A 14795-nucleotide genomic window follows, 5' to 3' on the forward strand; every position below is an offset into this window, starting at 1 on the left:
CCCAAGGTCTTTCTCTCGGCCATCGCCTTGGCCGCAACCGTCATGTTCTGGCTATGAGTCCTGAGCGTAAGGGTCTTTCACCTCATTGACGGACGTGACCGGACCAGAATGTCCGGGCCCAGGTAGTCGTCCACCGTCTCGGGCGGGAGCAGAAGTTACGAGTGGTCATCTCCATGAGGATGGTCGTGTCCCAGCCGGTCGAGCTTCCACACGACCAGCGTATTGCCGGGCTGGAGCGCCTTGAGGCAGGCCGTGAGCCCGGGGCGGGCATCCAGGCGCCCCGAGGCCAGGTCCTCGTAGAGGCGGCCGGGCTTCACGCCCGCGGCCAGGAGGGCGTCGCGCTGGAGGTCCAGCGTCTGGCTGTCGTCCGCCTTGGACACTCGCATGTAGCCCAGCCGCACATCGGCCATCTCGATCCCTCCCTCAACCTGCCCAGTCCACCCACCTGGCTCCGACCTGACCCACTCGGAAACATGCGTTAGCACCGCATTTCTGCACACAGCAACCGGAACGGGTTTCCGAGTGGACCGCAAGCCCTTCGGCTCTCATTCCCGCGCCTCACCTGTAAACGGTCGTTTTCTGGAACGTCCTGACGAGAGCAGTCTGTCGTGACAACCAGTGTGTCTGGCGCCTCGGGGGTTTGCTGGAGTAGGAAAGTTCCTAAGTGACCTTGGGCCGACGGTGCGTGCAATCAGGTCAGCGTGGGATGCTAACAGAGCTTTTGCAATTGGTGGGTCGAAGTGGTTTGGTAAGGCGTCTGGAGCCGTCCACAAGGACCATCCTGGACGCGCTCCCCTATCCTGCCTTTGTCACCGATGCGGATGGCACAACCCTGTATTCGAACCAGCCGTACCAAGCTTACACCGGCTTGCCGGCTGATGCGCTGAGGGGGAACGCCTGGGCAGCCTTGATCCATCCTGAGGACTGCGAGCAAGCGGCCGCATCGTGGATTAGCGCTCTTCATTTAGGCGCAGCGCTCGAAGTTGAGTACCGCTTCCGCCGAGCCGATGGTGAAGCCCGATGGTTTCGGAGGCGCGCTGCGCCTCAGCTCGATGACAAGGGCCAGATCCGCTACTGGTTTGGGACCCTTGAGGACATCCACGATAAAAAGATGGCCGAAGTTGCTGCGCGAGCAGCCCAAACAGGGCTTCCGGACGGGGGAGTGAGACCTCGGCTGGCGCAGCAGTTCCCAGAATTTGGTACCTTCGAATGGGACCCGATCACGGAAGAGCTTTACTGGTCGGCTCAGTGCAGAGCCGCCTTCGGCTTGCCTTCGGATGAGGAGGAAACAGACGAAGTGTTCCAGTCTCGCTTGCATCCCGAGGACCGGTCTGCGGTGCTTGAACGGATTGACCGTGCGCTCGATCCATCTGGTCCCGGTAGATACAGCAGTCAGTATCGCGTGCTCTGGCCCGATAGCACCGTGCACTGGATGCGCGCGAAAGGCACCGTGACATTCGAGGAGGTGGCCGGCCTGCACCGGGCTGTGCACTTCGGCGGTATTGTCCTTGATATCACCCAGGCCAGGCGCACCGAAGGCACGTTGACCGATGCGGTACATCAAGGGGCACATCAAGGGTAGAGCGCGCCACTGTAGCGCGGTGCAAGGTGCTCTCCCTATACCCGCCCTCAACGAGCGTGCCGCGCCTGTAGGCTGATCGCTGAGTTGGCCAATCTCGTCAGGGCTCGCGGACCGCTGTGAGCCCCAGCCGCTGCGCGCCCTTGATGAGCCGCATGTCGAAGGTGGCGAAGGTCTCGGTCGTCTCGCTGGCGCTGAGGTGCAGGGCATCTGCGAAGTCGAGCCCGGCCTCGGCGTGCTCGAGCGCCTGGGCCAGGCGGTTCGGAGCCTCGACCTGCACCTGGGGTAACCCGGCCACGGCTCGAAGCGCAGCATAGATGCGCTCGGACGCAAACCCGTAGGCGCTCCTGAGCACCCACTCGGTCTCGAGCAGCACCGTGAGGCTCACGAACACCTGGTGGCCTTCCAGGAGCGCGCGGGCCCGGGGCGACTGCTCGGGATGGTCGTTCGTAAGCAGGCGGACGAGGACGTTGGTGTCAATCGCGACCATGCCGCCGTGTCGCCTCCCTGAGAACAGCGGCATCCATTTCCTCGATCGTCCGGGCCGGTCCCGAGGCAGGCAGGATGCCGGCCACCTCATCGAGACGAGTGGGCGGGAAGACAGGCGCGGGACGCAGGAGCACGCCCTCGGGCGTGTCCTCCACCACAAGGCGCGTGCCCGCATTCCAGCGGCGGCTCTCACGTACCGTCTTGGGCAGGATCACCTGGCCCTTAGTCGATACAGTGGTGGTGAGCGGATCAGACGCAGCCATGGCTACCTCCTCAGGTAAGACAAAGGTAAGATAGCCGCCGAAAGCATCTGTCGCAAGTCAAAGGGCAGTATGCGCCTGTGGGAGCCCAAACTGAGAACGGCGGTGAGAATGTCGGCCAAGGGAGCGGCGGCCCGAACCTGCGGCCACGGCCGTGCAGGAGACGGAGGCGTGGCTAGACGCCTTGGCGCACGATTTGGAGAAGGCTAGTGGTCCACGCATAGGGAATGATGGCTCGTCCCACGACGGAACCGAAACGACTGCCGTGGTGCAGGCCCTTGCGTTCCTTGATCGTGTTCGCGTCAAGCCCGAGCGGCCCCGCGGTTACGACCGGGACGCGTGGCCACACTGGCTAGATGAGGACGGCGACTGCCAAGATGCCCGCCAAGAGGTGCTCGTGGGTCATCAACCTATGCGCCTGGCCGATTGTCTTGGGGTGAGCATGGTCTCGGTCATGCCCGGACCGATGACCGGACACATAACCGCCGGTCAACGGCTGGACGGGGCGTAGCAGGCATGGCTCGCAAGGTGCGGGATCTCGGCCACGCTAGGACCGGGTGTGGTCCGCGCCTTCCTCACGCCTGGCGCAGGGTCTCTTGAGCCCCGAAACCTGACTCCTCAGAGCACAGGTGGGGGGACGCGCGGCGGAACGATCACCCATGTCGCTCCGTCCAGCTCATAAAATAAAGGGATTTAACGCCATCAATGGCGGAGCCTCCCTCCGCCGTAGCCGTCCGAGCGACGCCTCCGATGGTAGGTCCGGCTCAGTAGATCTTGCGAAAGGATCCGTGGAACGTGCCCTAGCAGCATGTTCTCCTAGACGTATGAAAGCCTGACTGCTCTCAGCGGCTTCCCGTTCTCGAATCCGGATTAGCGGGACAGCTCCGGCGAGCTTGGTGCGAGCCCTGACCGGGTGTTAGGGGCCAGTGCAGTCCAGAGTGCGGCTAGCTTCCTGATGAGGGCACCTCCGATCAGGCAGGCTAGGGCCACCACATCAACAATCAGAGCGTAGATGCTGAAGGCCACCCAACCAGAATAGCCGGCCTGCAGGCTCACAAGAGCAGCGCCCACACCCACCCCGGCCACCACCATCATCACTGCCAACTGCATCTGCAATCCTGCGCTACGGGAGAAAGCCTTAGTTAACCGCCATGACGGAGCCGTCGCGATTGAGGCGTATAACCATGACGGCGTTCACGCCCTTTCCAAGAAGCCGGAAGAGACTTCCTCCGGCCTCGTGAGGTCAGGCCGACCAATGTTTGCCGCCCAGATCGAAACCGCTCAAGGCGCTCAGGAGAAGCGGGCCAGTCGTGTAGTCGAACACCTGGCCAGCATTAGGACCTGCGTGTCAGGCAACCGTCTTGCGACGGCGCATCGCGGCCAGGCCACCCATGGCCGTCAGCAGCAGCAAGCCAGCGGCCGGCACTGGGACCACCGCCGCTTCGACGGCGAAGTCGATGTCAGCGACACCGCCCTTGCGAACGCCCGTGTCGACCACCTGTCCGAACTGAACACTCAAGTTCACGGTTTCTCCGGCAGCTACGGTCAGCGACGTCTCAAAGCCCGAGCTGACGTCCTGAGCGATCTTGACCGGGTCAAGGCTGCCGAATGTGAAGGTCACGCCATCGGTGAACGCGGCCGAAAGCTGCTGGACCGTCGCTCCGAGGATGCTGATCGCCGCGAACTTGTCCGAGCTGTTCGTGAACGCAATGGTATAGGTGTTGCCAGCATCACCGATGTTGAACTGGCCATCGAAGAAGAAGTCGTCCGCCAGCAGGTCATAGCTGCCCCCAGGCGCCAGCGTTGTCGTCGCCGAGGCAACCGCCGGCACAAGCGCCATTGCTGCGGCAAAAGCCGCAACCTTCAGTGTGTCAAACATGGAGAGCGTCCTGCTGTTGGTTTCAGTCGACCGCTGCGGGTCACGTCCAAGAGCTAGCAGGTTCTTGCCGACTGTAAACACACTTTGGGCTAAATTCCGCCTAGATTCTGACGCGGTGCTCCGTGCACCCCAGCACGTTCGGTCCCAGCACGACACAGGACTGACCATTTAGGACGGCTCCCACGGTTTAAGCCTGTTGAGACGGGAACGGGCCGCCTGGGGTCTTGCAGCAGCGAGCGGGTATGGCCAACAGCGCAACACCGCCCCGATTTAAAGCGCACGCATGATCCTTGGCCCAACCCTTACCGCTGAGCGTGTGACGCTCCGCCCTCCACGGGAGAGCGACTTCGACGCCCTGTGCGCTTTCGGCCGGTCCGAGGAGCGGACCCGCTTCCTAGGCGGCCTGGCCGACGCGAACGCCCAGTGGCGGACGCTCCTGGCGGATATCGGGCATTGGGTGCTGCGCGGCTATGGCCTTTTCTCGATCGAGGTGAGCGACACCGGCCGCTTCGTCGGCCGCGCGGGCCCGATCTTCCATCACCACAACGATGAGCCCGAACTGGCTTGGCATCTGTTCGAGGGCTTTGACGGCCAGGGTTTCGCCTCCGAGGCCGCCGCCGCCGCGCGCGACTGGTATTACGACCAGACTGGCCATGGCCCTCTGATGAGTTGGATCAACCGCGACAACCACGCCTCGCAGGCCGTCGCGCGCCGTCTCGGTGCGGTTCCGGAGCGGGCCGACCGGACGGCCAGCGGACACGAGGGGCACATCTGGCGCCACCAGAAGCCTTAACGGTGTCCCGAACCTCAATGTTGGTTATCTCTGAGACCCCTCGGACGGCTACAGCGGAGGGGGGCTCCGCCTACTCAGCAGCGGCCGGACAGGGATCGAGGCTCAAGGCTGCGTTATGCGGCGCAAAGCCTGAGCGCAGGTGTCACTGGTCTGGTTGAACTCCATGTCGAAGATCGTGACGCACCGCATCACCTCCTGCGTGCCGTAGACATGACGCTCCCAGAAGCTCACAACCGCCTGCGCACCGTTCGGAAGTGACAGACCCGCGGAGTCGATCACCGTCCAACCGGAGGCAGCCAAGCTGGCTGAGCTTCGGCCCGCCACCGTGGCCCAAGCATCCTCGAGTGTGCCCTGAGCGGATGCGGCGCCTGCAGCGGCAGCGAGGATCAGGGCAGGAACGAGACGCAGGATCATGATAAGGCCGGAACGCTGTGAATGGCCGCCCCTGGGCGACGCGGGTGGATGTTAGAGCGGCTTCTGTCATGCGCCACAAGGCGCCTGGCCGGCAGGTCGGCTGGGCACAGCTGGCCAGGCAGCGGCGGATCGTGAGGGCTTCGGCGTGGGTCAGCCCCAAGACAGCCAAACGGCCCGCCTCAGGGTATGGCGGGCGCCATGCGCCATCATGGGGCATCGCATCCCTTGCTGTCGTGGATGGCTGGACCGACGCGGGCAAGTCTTCCCCCAGGACATCCCCCATCGTGGCCCCGAGACGTCCGGTTTCGGGAGGCAGGAGACCCCGCGTGGACCTTTGAGGGATTACGGTTCGCGCCCAGTCAGTTCAGCCCGTGCCGTCACCCCGCAGGACGATAGAAAGCGACGAAGGCGGGGCGCAGTGTCCGTCCGGGAGGTGGGCAGGCTGATCGGCCAAGACGACGCAGAGGGGCGCCCGTAGGGCGTTCCTGCGCCAGGTCGCGGCCGAGCTGAATGCGCGCGGGGTCAGGACGGCCAAGGGCGGACAGTGGCACGCGACGACTGTACGGAACGTGCTCAGGCGGGAGATCAGGGTCGCTGTTGGGTAGGTGGAGCCCACCTCCGTCAACCCCTTAGGTTGCTTCATCAAGCGTGCTACGTCCGTACAGAGTTCAACTTGCTGCTACGGCTTAACCGGATTGTAATTAAGCGATTTACGTTCGATCTGACGCAAAGCCTCCCGCACTGAAACAGTTCTAGCATTCGTAGGCGGGAAGAAATTTCAAGTGCTTGATTATCCCGGGCAACTGTGTGACGCCTTCGCGCCGCGACCCCCGCGCTGCGGTCGAGTCTTCAAGGGACAAGCACGTTTTGATCTGCTGAGGAAACCGTGGCCGACACCGCGTCAGAAGAACCTGGGGCCGCAGCCTCGCAGACCATAGCGGAAGCTTTGACCATCCGGGGCGACGTGCTTGTCGCTCCCAACGGCTGGCTCTTCCTGCATAGCGGGGCTCAGGACCAGTTTGCCTATCTCCAGGCGGAGGAGACCCCCGACCCCGCCCATGTGCACGCCTTCTGGTCCAATCTAGAAAACCGCGCGCGCTACTGCCGCGAGCGACGCCTCCCCTACCTCCACGTGGTCTTCCCCTCGAAGCCGGTGGTCATGACCCGCGCCCTGCCCGCTACCCTTCGCGAGCGGGTGCAGAGCCTCTATGTCCGCAGCTTTCTCCCCGCAGCCCCGCTTCACGGCGCAACTTGGGCACTCTATCCGGTCGAGGAGCTCCGAGAGCTCGACGGCACTGATCTTCCGTTCCTAGAGACCGACACGCATCTGACCGATCTTGGCCGCGCCCTGGTGGCGCAAGCCGCGCTGGCCCGCTGGAATCTCGGTTATGCAATCAATGATTACTTCGAGCGGGAAAGCGGGACTTATCAGGGCGACCTATCCAGTATGCTGGGCGAGAAAGACCCGCGCCCCCGGGTTGTCCTCCGCGACAAGAGTCTCAACCCGAAGACTTGGGACAACCGGAAGTTCCTGCCGGGTAACGACTTGAACATCGTGCTGATGCACAGCCCCCGCTCTGCCACACCTCTGCGGCTCGCCGTGATTGGCGACAGCTTCTTCCGCGATTGCCTGCGGTTCCTGGCTCCGGTGTTCCGGGACATTCTTTACCTGCGCGGCCCCGGCTTCCATAAGGCAACGCTGGATCGCTTCGCTCCACACGCCGTGATGACCGGCAACGCCGAGCGCTACCTAGCCAAGGTGCCACTGGACGTCTCGGTCCCGGATATTCGGGCCGCGCTGGGCCAGAAGCCTTTGTACGAGCCCGACGAGCACTTTGCCTCCGGCCTAGCCGCGCAGTTGTCCTGTCTCGACCTGTCCCTGCTATCTCACGATATCGTCCCTCCCGTCACCAGCTCTCAGGAGGTCCTTGCGCTTCAGAGCAGGAGCGAGGAGCAGGAGGCCGAACTGGCCCGCATCGAGGACAGGCTGCGGACGAAGGACGAGAAGATGCGGAAGATGCGGAAGCGCAAAGACGCTCAGATCCAGGCGCTTCGGCAGCAGCTCGACCAACGGGAGAAGCGCCTAGCCGAGGCCGACCTCCTCCTCAGGCAGAAACAGGCCAGCTTGGTAGGACGCATCGTCCGCCCGCTCCGACACGCCCTGGGGAGTTTGCGCCGCATGTGACACTTGAGACGGCGCTTGGTCCATCCGTTCGTCCAACCTGTTGGTTGGAGCGGGGCGGCTTTATTATGCAAATCGCCTGAGGGGATTCACCTCGTGAGTCCAGCGAGATAGCTGGAGTGTATGAGCAGACCCCCACCTTCCGCCTACAAGACCCGGAACTGGCCCGCCTACAACGAGGTGCTCAGGCTTCGGCGCGGCCTCCACGGTGCCGCTCTACGTCTGGCTGGGGAGCGGCCGGTAACCTTGAGCCTTCTGGTCAGGTCGGCTTGCCGGGCCAGCAACAGAGCCCGGCTAGGCCGGGCTCACTCCTACGTGGTCGCCTGTGGTCGTGCGCTCGCTCCTGTAGCCCCGGCCACACCGCGCGAATACCGAGGGGGCGTCCGGTGCGGCGTCACGTGCCCCCGAGTGGCGACGCAGGAGGGAGCTGGTATCCGGCTGCGCTCATCACCGTCCGGGGGCGCGGCCGCTGCGAGGCCTCCACCTTCCTCCCGGCTTCTGCCTCCAAGCTGGGACAGACAAGCCGGCTCGGGTGCGGGCTGGCCTTCAGGCCTCGCGGCGCCCGTGAACACCTGCGGCCACGATAAAGGCGGCCACCAGCTCGGCCTCGGCGCGCGCGTCCAAGCGATCGAGAGCGCTGTAGTCCTGAGCCGCACCATCCCCTTCCAGTTCGTTCGGAGAGAACTGCCCCCGTTCGGTCAGGGCTGCCGCTCCGGTGCGCTTCCAGGTGTCCAGAACCTCGGGGCCCAGATCGGGAGGGATCAGGTCCCTCAGGGCGGCAAGCTCATCGAGCGGGTAGTCAGACATCAGACCTCGCGCGGACAGATCCAGGACGACGGAGAGCGCCGATCCGCCTCCCCGCGCTTGCCGAAGCCACGGAGCGGCGCGGGGAGGGGATCTTGGGCCGCTGTCCCCGGGCCCAGGTGGGCACGGTCGTGGCCAGGGGACATGAGGGACGCGAAGGTGTGCAGCCCGACCCCTTGGAGGATCAACCGCGCTCCGCGGAAGTCGTTCCGGTCGAGATCATGTGCAGCCCCGGGGGTTCGCTCAAGCCTCACGCGAGATCTCCCGACCCCGAAAACTAACAATCCCACGCGCCAACGATGGGTCGAATGTTGGGACAGGTGCCGTTAGCAAGCAGGGAACCCAATGAAATATGGAGACCTATGACGACGTTCGGTGGAGCCCCTGTCCACCACACTCCCCAAAGCCGCCTTTTGCAGCCGCTTGGGACGCCTCACGGGGCAAGCTCGTGTGGGACGGCAATCTTAATCCGAGTGGTCGGCTCGGTTCGACAAAGTCTATTGACCTTCCTATGATAGGAAGGAGCAGCTTGCACGGCAGTTCATCTTCGGAGGGCTGTCATGACCCATCCTGACCACCACGCCCAATCCCATCGTGCTTCATCAGAAGCGACCAGCGTCTCTCTCAACCAGTTGGCCTTCAGCGCCACCGTCCACTGCCTTACCGGCTGTGCCATCGGCGAGGTGCTGGGGATGGTGATCGGCACGGCCCTGGGCTGGAGCAACGGCGCCACAATCGCCCTCGCGGTCGTGCTGGCCTTTCTCTTCGGCTACGCCCTCACGATGCTGCCGCTGCTGCGGTCCGGCCTGGCCTTCGGGGCGGCGTTGGGCGCGGCGCTGGCGGCCGACACCGTGTCCATCACCATCATGGAGATCGTGGACAACGCCATCATGCTCCTGATCCCCGGCGCCATGCACGCGGGCTTGGGCAGTCTTCTGTTCTGGGGCAGCCTCGCTGTGGCCCTGCTGATCGCTGGGGCGGCCGCCTTCCCGGTCAACCGCTGGCTCATTGTCCGGGGCTGGGGCCATGCCCTCGTGCATGAACACCACGGCCATCACTGAGGTACAGGTCTCGTGCGTTCAACCTCAAACTGCGGTCGCAGTCCAAAAGCAGTACGACTTAAGCGAGCCTTGGTCCCGCTAACCGCGATCTAACTCTGGCCCCTGGCTCGCCCTGCAAGTTCTCCTGATCGCGGCGGTTTTCGTGGTCCCCCTCGGTCTGCCGTTCCGGAAGGTGATTACCACGGTGGCCCTGATGGGCGGCTACAATGGCACTGTGCACAGCGTGGCGCTGGGCTCCGCAGACGCGCTAGGGTTCAACCTCGAGATCATAACCACTAGTGCTGCCTTGCTGGGGCTGGGACTGGCCATGGGCCTTGCCTCTGTCCCCCTTAGGTAAGTTCCGCGGCAGAGGGTTCGCGCTCTCACACACCACGCTCGGGAGGAAGGTGGGGGCTTCGCGGCTGCCGCGCCCCCGGACGGCGATCGCCGGCGGAGGGTGGAGCCCCTCCACAAGCAGCCACTCGGGGGCACGGACGCCGCCACGGACGCCCCCTCGGTATCCGTGCGGTCCGGCAGAGCCCCAGAGGGAAGGGCCAGCCGTTGGCGGCTCGTCAGCATCGGCTCCTCATGTGTCATCGGGGTCGCGCTGGGCGGCCAGCGAGAGCAGCGCGCTGGCCAGCAAGGCCAGGCCGCCAGCGAGGGCGTAGGAGCCGAGCGCGCTCCAGACTTGCGGAGCCGTCATAAGTCGCACCATGCCGACAAGGCCACCAGCCAGGAGGCCCACGAGCAGGTGAGCAAGAACCATGAGCAGCGCCCCTCCCTTGGCCCTCTCACGCCTTCTGCGGAGGCGGATTGAAGGGCTTGATCCGATACTGGCAGGAACGGGTGCCCGGCGTCGACCACAGGATCAGGGTTGCCGAGACAGCGAGCCGGACATGGCTGTTTTCCGCTCAGCATCCGGCTTCTGCGGTGTGGCACAAAGGCTGGTCGCTCTTAGGGTTTTTCGGTGCTCTTCGGTTCCAATGGCCACAGAAGGAACAGGGCTTGAGCGGTGCATGGTCGGGGATGGGTGGGAGTTGATGGCTCATCCGATCAGCGCCTCGATCTCGCGGGCTTCGCGAGCCAAGACGTTGATCGCTTGGCATGTCTCAACCCACTCCTGCGAGCGCCGATACCCGGGCTCTAGGTATCCAGCGCGGCGGAGCTTGTTCACGTCGGGGGAGTGGATGTCCTCGGCCTTCGGCTTCCAGCCGGATCGTCCTCATCCAAGGCCGCCCAGGTCAGGGGTTTCCGGGCAATCCAAACTGGTCTGGAGAGCTTGATCTCCGGGGGGCCTTGGCTGGTTTCATGCGTCCGGCTCCGCTGCCTTGGCGGCCCGCCAGGCGGCCCAGCGGCGGCGCTGCGCCTCGGCGATGCGGGCGCGGCCTTCGGGGGTTGTGGGACCCGTGCTCTTGCCGCCGTGGAACTTGCAGCGACGCTGGCCCGGCTCGGAGAGAAGGCGACAGGGATGGCCCTTGCGGGTCCGTGCGCCACAGGGGACGTGGGCGCGCGCCGCCCGCTCGGCCTCGCGTGCTTTCTGGCGAGCCGCTGCGGCCGCCATGCGCGTTGCGATGTAGGCGGGGATGGGGTCGTTCTGAGTAAGACCCCATCCCCGCGCGCGCGCGTTAGCGTTCCGTAATCCCCCAAGACCCAGCACTTCCATGAAGCGTTGGGGCGCCATCTGGTGTAGGTTCACGCGGAGCTTGGCTTCCCAGTAGCGCACGGTGTCGCGGGTGACGCCCGCTTGCCGGGCCAGCTCCACCTGGCTCAGGCCTGCTGCACGCCGGTGTGCCCGCAGCTCAGCCCCGGTCATCAACGAGCCTCCGGCGGTCTGGCTCACGCCTTGGTTCCCTCCCCGATCAGCGCCTCGATTTCGCGGGCCTCGCGGGCCAGGTCGTTGATCGCCTTCCGCGTCTCGGTCCACTCCTGCGAGCGCAGGCCGTGAACCCAGCGCGGGTGCGCGGGTCCGGCCGGGTGCCCGCCTCCTGCACCGTGCATGCGGCAGACCTGCCAGCCGGTGACGGCGGGCGCTTGGCAGGGCTCGCCCGTGCGTTTGGAGCGGGCGTGGCAGCGCGGGGCGGCGTTGGCTTGATTAAGCGCCGTGCGCCAGTCCGGGTGCATGGGGTCAGCGCCATCCTTCATGGCTGACCCACCCCCCGGTCCTTCGCTCCCGTCTCGACGTGGCCGACGATGGCCTGCCCGCCGGCATGGACGTGGACGTGCTCGACCGTGACCTTCTGCTGCCCGCCCGAGCGGTGCTTGCGCAGGGCCTCGACCTGGGCGGCGAAGGTGCGGGCGAGCTTGGTGTAGGCGGTGGTGTGGGCTTCGAGCTGGTTCAGCAGCGTGCAGGTCGCCATGCGCCCGCCGGCCCGGATGAGCGCCACGTGGGTGGCGGCCATCTGAACGGCGAGCATACGCTCGACAGCGTCACGCGGGGCGAGGTCATTGACGATGGAGAGCATGAACACGCGCTCGTCCTCGGTCTCGGTGCCGCCGCCCGCCTCGGCCTTGCTCAGGACCTTGAAGCAGTGGTGCAGCAGGGCGCTCGACTGCTCGGGGGCGTCGGTGCCGAAGATGATGCCCAGCGCCTTGTGGGTGCCGATGACCTTGTGGCCCTCCTCATGGGAGCCCTTCACCTTTACGCCGAGGTCGGACTGGGCGGGTTGGCCAGATGGACCGGACGAAGGAGGGGAAGGGTCGGCTGCCTTGAGAGAACTCGCTGGGCCACTCCTAGGGTCGCCGGGGTTCGACAGGATCGGAGGTGGGGTCGCCACGGTCATGAGCCTCGCGTGTATCTCTCTAGCTGTAAGTGTCGGTCTGCAGGACAGAGGTCTGTGTTGGTTGGTGAGATCGTTGTGACGGGCAGAGGACGACCAGCCCCCGGCGTATGCCCGGGTTGGTCCCGCTGCCCGTCGCGTGCCGTGTTGGCCGGAGCCGACCGCCGCTTAGAGCTCTCACAGCGGCCTGACGCGCCCTGTGAGCTTGGCCGCTACTTGCGATGCCGCGTCTGGCACCGGGGGTCGCGCTTCGGCCGTTCGGACTGCGCTTCGCCTGTGACCCCGCCCCATGGTAGGCCTTTGCATCCCGACGCCACTGTCATGTTCCAACCGACCGGCGAGATGCCCCTGCTTGTTCCGCGCGCAGGGAGACGCGCTCCTGTTGAGTTCACAAGCAGCATGACGCTGCCAATGTTCACCTTTCATTCTACAGCCGAAGCGAGACGTGCAGAAGCGCTCTTCATGAATCTCTGGTATGCGCCTAGAACATGGCTGGACGCGCCAGCTTACCACCTGACGTGTCGTGGCAACGGTGCGTTCCGCTACGTAGCTGACTTCCTTTACGTTCTGATCGCTGGGGCTGCCATCATCGGCATAGGGCCTGTGGAGCTCAAGTCTTTGGGCTTGCCTGTCCTGCAGCATCAGACTCCTGGGCCTGCTGTGGCGAGTGGAAGGGGTATGAAGGGGTATTCTGTGGCGGACGGATCTGACGAGAGGACGACGTCACCGCAAGCGGACCAGAGCGTTCGGAGCTTCTTGCGATAGTGGATGGGCTGGAGCTCTGGTTGGCGGACCTTCGGGGCTGATTGCCGGAGAGTGCGGAGCCTTTGATAGAACGGCAGCGCCGACGTACCGAGGTCGAGGCCGCCCTGGTGAGGCGATTGCGCAGCCGGTTCAGGTGTGAGGTGGTGTCGAGAGAGAACGGTGCGCTTGTGGAACTGGTTCTGGGCGGCTTCCGGGTGCGTTCGGCGGATCGGTTCAAGGGGAGCTTGCGAGGCTTGGGGCGCTGAGGTGCGTCGACGGGCTGGAGCGCTTCAGACATAGGCCGGTTCGCGGTCCTGCGGCGGGTTCAGGGTGGGTATAGACTTGCCCGTCAGGCACGGCGGCTGCCGCCTGCTCTGACCTGTTCTCAGCCCTTCTGACGCCCGCCCCGGGCGCAGTTTCTCTAGGAGAGAAGGGTAGATCTGGATTCCGACCGCTTGGCGGACTCACGTTCCTGCACGCGGCGTCCGAGCTGGGCGAGCAGTTGACCCAGCTGGGTGTCGTCGACCTCGATAACAGCCAACGCGTCGAGGGAGAGGCTGGACCTGTGGGTCTCCTGCTCCTGCTGCCGGGCCGCTTGGGCGTGGAGGACGTCGTCGGGCAGCGGGACCGGCTGGCCCTGGGTGCCCAGGAGGCGCAGCGCCCGTGCGGGCAGGCTCAGGCGGTAGGCGTTGCTGGTCTGGCGCAGCTGAGGCCCCCTGCCCTCTCGCCCTGTGGGCACATAGCGGCGGAGCCAGTCGAGAAAGCCGTGGGCCCGGAGTGCCGCCAAGGCCCGGACGACCGCGTCCCGGGAGCGCCGGAGCGTGCGCATGAGGTAGTCGAGCGAGGGCTCCAGACGGCCGGTTCTGTAGCGGACCAGATGACCCAGGAGCTCCAGCACCTCGAGGGCGACATGGCCCAGAGGGCCGTTGCGCCGCCCGGCCCGGCGCCCCACGAGATCAAAGCGCCGCGCGGCCAGCAGGATGCGGCCCACCTCTTGGCGGCAGGTCGCGCGCCAGAACGTGCCCTCGCAGCGCCCGGCCAGACGGGAGCCCCGGCGGACCGGCTGAGAGGCTGGCCCAGTTGGGGCTCCGCTCAGGACGGCCCTGATGGTGGTGAACATGTCTTGTGGTCCTCTCGGTTGCGGGGAACCGACAGGGCGGGGCCATCCACCGGGAGGCGCTCAGCCCGGCGCGGACTTGCGCGAGGGCAAAGCTCTCCCGTGGCAAGAAAGCTCTTGCGATCGGCCGGGAAGATGTGGGAAGCTGAGTTTGTCAAGACACAGCATTCCCGGTTTCTTCCCGGATATCGAGGCCCGCCACTGGCGGGCTTCTTTATGTTTGGGCGGGTGCCCTCCCCAAGGTTGCTCCTCGCGCCGCACGGACTCGGTGCCCGGACAGCGGTTCACATCATCGTGCCGGAGTTGTGCCTCCAGAGCAACGAGCTTTGTGAGTGGCCATTAGGTGACCAGCCCTGGTTCCGAGTTGTTTTCATTAGCAAAGACATGCAAAGCTGACTGACTAGAGATCGACTGCAAGAGCAGGCCCAACGATGCCTACCTTACGGTACGACAGGGCCGCCCTGCTGTTGTGACCGATAACTCCGGTTAGCGGGCACATAGCATGACCAGCCTCCCCTCCGTCTTTCCTGCTTATCCCTTCGACGCCGGGGCGGTCATCCTCTCCGACGACATTCTCCGCCAACGGGCCGAGCAGGCGCAGTACGACGCCCGTGGCGCGGACGCAGCCAACACGGTGCGGACCTACGGTGTGTGTCAATCGGCACGGGATCGGGACCCTGGATCGGCGTTCAAGAGGGACCCCGGTGTGGATGCGGC

Annotated in this window: 17 protein-coding genes; 6 read left to right on the forward strand and 11 right to left on the reverse strand. The window is 65.1% G+C overall.

Annotated elements, in window-relative coordinates; genetic code table 11:
* Positions 1 to 155 precede the first annotated feature (155 nt).
* A complete protein-coding gene (locus FHG71_RS21345; protein ID WP_425467383.1) occupies positions 156 to 410 on the reverse strand; it encodes a recombinase family protein in 255 nt (84 codons plus the stop codon).
* 296 nt (positions 411 to 706) lie between these two features.
* Between FHG71_RS21345 and FHG71_RS21350 the strand changes: the two genes are divergently transcribed.
* Positions 707 to 1582: a PAS domain-containing protein gene (locus tag FHG71_RS21350; RefSeq protein WP_139083719.1), complete on the forward strand. Its 876-nt coding sequence runs from the start codon at positions 707 to 709 to the stop codon at positions 1580 to 1582.
* A gap of 97 nt (positions 1583 to 1679) precedes the next feature.
* Here FHG71_RS21350 and FHG71_RS21355 read toward each other — a convergent pair whose 3' ends face one another.
* From FHG71_RS21355 to FHG71_RS21365, 3 genes are all read right to left on the reverse strand, one after another.
* Entirely contained in the window at positions 1680 to 2069 is a 390-nt protein-coding gene (locus tag FHG71_RS21355; RefSeq protein ID WP_139083720.1) for a type II toxin-antitoxin system VapC family toxin, read from the reverse strand.
* Positions 2056 to 2331 carry an AbrB/MazE/SpoVT family DNA-binding domain-containing protein gene (locus FHG71_RS21360; RefSeq protein ID WP_139083721.1) on the reverse strand — a complete coding sequence of 92 codons (276 nt, stop codon included), beginning with the start codon at positions 2329 to 2331 and terminating at the stop codon, positions 2056 to 2058. Before FHG71_RS21360 ends, FHG71_RS21355 begins: the two co-directional genes overlap by 14 nt.
* A gap of 1345 nt (positions 2332 to 3676) precedes the next feature.
* On the reverse strand, positions 3677 to 4207 hold the full coding sequence (locus tag FHG71_RS21365) for a VPLPA-CTERM sorting domain-containing protein (RefSeq protein ID WP_176559560.1): 531 nt from the start codon (positions 4205 to 4207) through the stop codon (positions 3677 to 3679).
* Positions 4208 to 4490: 283 nt separating this feature from the next.
* On the opposite strand from FHG71_RS21365, the gene FHG71_RS21370 reads away from it, so the two are divergent.
* The gene (locus FHG71_RS21370) at positions 4491 to 5000 is read left to right on the forward strand and encodes a GNAT family N-acetyltransferase (protein ID WP_139083723.1); all 510 of its coding nucleotides are present in this window, start codon (positions 4491 to 4493) and stop codon (positions 4998 to 5000) included.
* A gap of 102 nt (positions 5001 to 5102) precedes the next feature.
* Here FHG71_RS21370 and FHG71_RS21375 read toward each other — a convergent pair whose 3' ends face one another.
* Positions 5103 to 5414 carry a hypothetical protein gene (locus FHG71_RS21375; RefSeq protein WP_139083724.1) on the reverse strand — a complete coding sequence of 104 codons (312 nt, stop codon included), beginning with the start codon at positions 5412 to 5414 and terminating at the stop codon, positions 5103 to 5105.
* Positions 5415 to 5899: 485 nt separating this feature from the next.
* Between FHG71_RS21375 and FHG71_RS21380 the strand changes: the two genes are divergently transcribed.
* Positions 5900 to 6019: a recombinase family protein gene (locus FHG71_RS21380; RefSeq protein ID WP_139083731.1), complete on the forward strand. Its 120-nt coding sequence runs from the start codon at positions 5900 to 5902 to the stop codon at positions 6017 to 6019.
* A 281-nt stretch (positions 6020 to 6300) separates the two neighbouring features.
* Positions 6301 to 7599, forward strand: a complete 1299-nt coding sequence (locus FHG71_RS21385) for a hypothetical protein (RefSeq protein WP_139083725.1) — start codon at positions 6301 to 6303, stop codon at positions 7597 to 7599.
* A 543-nt stretch (positions 7600 to 8142) separates the two neighbouring features.
* On the opposite strand, the gene FHG71_RS23765 is transcribed toward FHG71_RS21385, so the two are convergent.
* On the reverse strand, positions 8143 to 8403 hold the full coding sequence (locus tag FHG71_RS23765) for a hypothetical protein (RefSeq protein ID WP_176559559.1): 261 nt from the start codon (positions 8401 to 8403) through the stop codon (positions 8143 to 8145).
* A gap of 557 nt (positions 8404 to 8960) precedes the next feature.
* Here FHG71_RS23765 and FHG71_RS21395 point away from each other — a divergent pair.
* Positions 8961 to 9461 (forward strand): DUF4396 domain-containing protein, encoded by a 501-nt coding sequence (locus FHG71_RS21395; RefSeq protein ID WP_139083727.1) that lies wholly within the window; start codon positions 8961 to 8963, stop codon positions 9459 to 9461.
* Between the two features lie 565 nt (positions 9462 to 10026).
* Here the strand turns inward: FHG71_RS21395 and FHG71_RS21400 are convergent.
* From FHG71_RS21400 to FHG71_RS21420, 5 genes are all read right to left on the reverse strand, one after another.
* A complete protein-coding gene (locus FHG71_RS21400) occupies positions 10027 to 10206 on the reverse strand; it encodes a hypothetical protein (RefSeq protein WP_139079881.1) in 180 nt (59 codons plus the stop codon).
* Between the two features lie 540 nt (positions 10207 to 10746).
* Positions 10747 to 11253, reverse strand: a complete 507-nt coding sequence (locus FHG71_RS23770) for a helix-turn-helix domain-containing protein (protein WP_176559561.1) — start codon at positions 11251 to 11253, stop codon at positions 10747 to 10749.
* 23 nt (positions 11254 to 11276) lie between these two features.
* Positions 11277 to 11582 (reverse strand): hypothetical protein, encoded by a 306-nt coding sequence (locus FHG71_RS21410; RefSeq protein WP_139083728.1) that lies wholly within the window; start codon positions 11580 to 11582, stop codon positions 11277 to 11279.
* Positions 11579 to 12076 (reverse strand): hypothetical protein, encoded by a 498-nt coding sequence (locus tag FHG71_RS21415; protein WP_139083729.1) that lies wholly within the window; start codon positions 12074 to 12076, stop codon positions 11579 to 11581. The genes FHG71_RS21410 and FHG71_RS21415 overlap by 4 nt, the downstream gene beginning before the upstream one ends.
* Positions 12077 to 13382: 1306 nt before the next feature.
* On the reverse strand, positions 13383 to 14081 hold the full coding sequence (locus tag FHG71_RS21420) for a helix-turn-helix domain-containing protein (RefSeq protein WP_139083730.1): 699 nt from the start codon (positions 14079 to 14081) through the stop codon (positions 13383 to 13385).
* 499 nt (positions 14082 to 14580) lie between these two features.
* Between FHG71_RS21420 and FHG71_RS24075 the strand changes: the two genes are divergently transcribed.
* Positions 14581 to 14795 (forward strand): hypothetical protein (locus tag FHG71_RS24075; RefSeq protein WP_218014199.1); only part of this gene is annotated, 215 nt, incomplete at its 3' end.

Source organism: Rubellimicrobium roseum, assembly GCF_006152145.1.
Taxonomy (GTDB): domain Bacteria; phylum Pseudomonadota; class Alphaproteobacteria; order Rhodobacterales; family Rhodobacteraceae; genus Rubellimicrobium; species Rubellimicrobium roseum.

Excerpts from the sequence above, each read along its gene's own strand:
- FHG71_RS21345 (WP_425467383.1), bottom strand. The coding sequence starts at position 410 with ATGGCCGATGTGCGGCTGGGCTACATGCGAGTGTCCAAGGCGGACGAC.
- FHG71_RS21350 (WP_139083719.1), top strand. The coding sequence starts at position 707 with ATGCTAACAGAGCTTTTGCAATTGGTGGGTCGAAGTGGTTTGGTAAGG.
- FHG71_RS21355 (WP_139083720.1), bottom strand. The coding sequence starts at position 2,069 with ATGGTCGCGATTGACACCAACGTCCTCGTCCGCCTGCTTACGAACGAC.
- FHG71_RS21360 (WP_139083721.1), bottom strand. The coding sequence starts at position 2,331 with ATGGCTGCGTCTGATCCGCTCACCACCACTGTATCGACTAAGGGCCAG.
- FHG71_RS21365 (WP_176559560.1), bottom strand. The coding sequence starts at position 4,207 with ATGTTTGACACACTGAAGGTTGCGGCTTTTGCCGCAGCAATGGCGCTT.
- FHG71_RS21370 (WP_139083723.1), top strand. The coding sequence starts at position 4,491 with ATGATCCTTGGCCCAACCCTTACCGCTGAGCGTGTGACGCTCCGCCCT.
- FHG71_RS21375 (WP_139083724.1), bottom strand. The coding sequence starts at position 5,414 with ATGATCCTGCGTCTCGTTCCTGCCCTGATCCTCGCTGCCGCTGCAGGC.
- FHG71_RS23765 (WP_176559559.1), bottom strand. The coding sequence starts at position 8,403 with ATGTCTGACTACCCGCTCGATGAGCTTGCCGCCCTGAGGGACCTGATC.
- FHG71_RS21395 (WP_139083727.1), top strand. The coding sequence starts at position 8,961 with ATGACCCATCCTGACCACCACGCCCAATCCCATCGTGCTTCATCAGAA.
- FHG71_RS21400 (WP_139079881.1), bottom strand. The coding sequence starts at position 10,206 with ATGGTTCTTGCTCACCTGCTCGTGGGCCTCCTGGCTGGTGGCCTTGTC.
- FHG71_RS23770 (WP_176559561.1), bottom strand. The coding sequence starts at position 11,253 with ATGACCGGGGCTGAGCTGCGGGCACACCGGCGTGCAGCAGGCCTGAGC.
- FHG71_RS21410 (WP_139083728.1), bottom strand. The coding sequence starts at position 11,582 with ATGAAGGATGGCGCTGACCCCATGCACCCGGACTGGCGCACGGCGCTT.
- FHG71_RS21420 (WP_139083730.1), bottom strand. The coding sequence starts at position 14,081 with ATGTTCACCACCATCAGGGCCGTCCTGAGCGGAGCCCCAACTGGGCCA.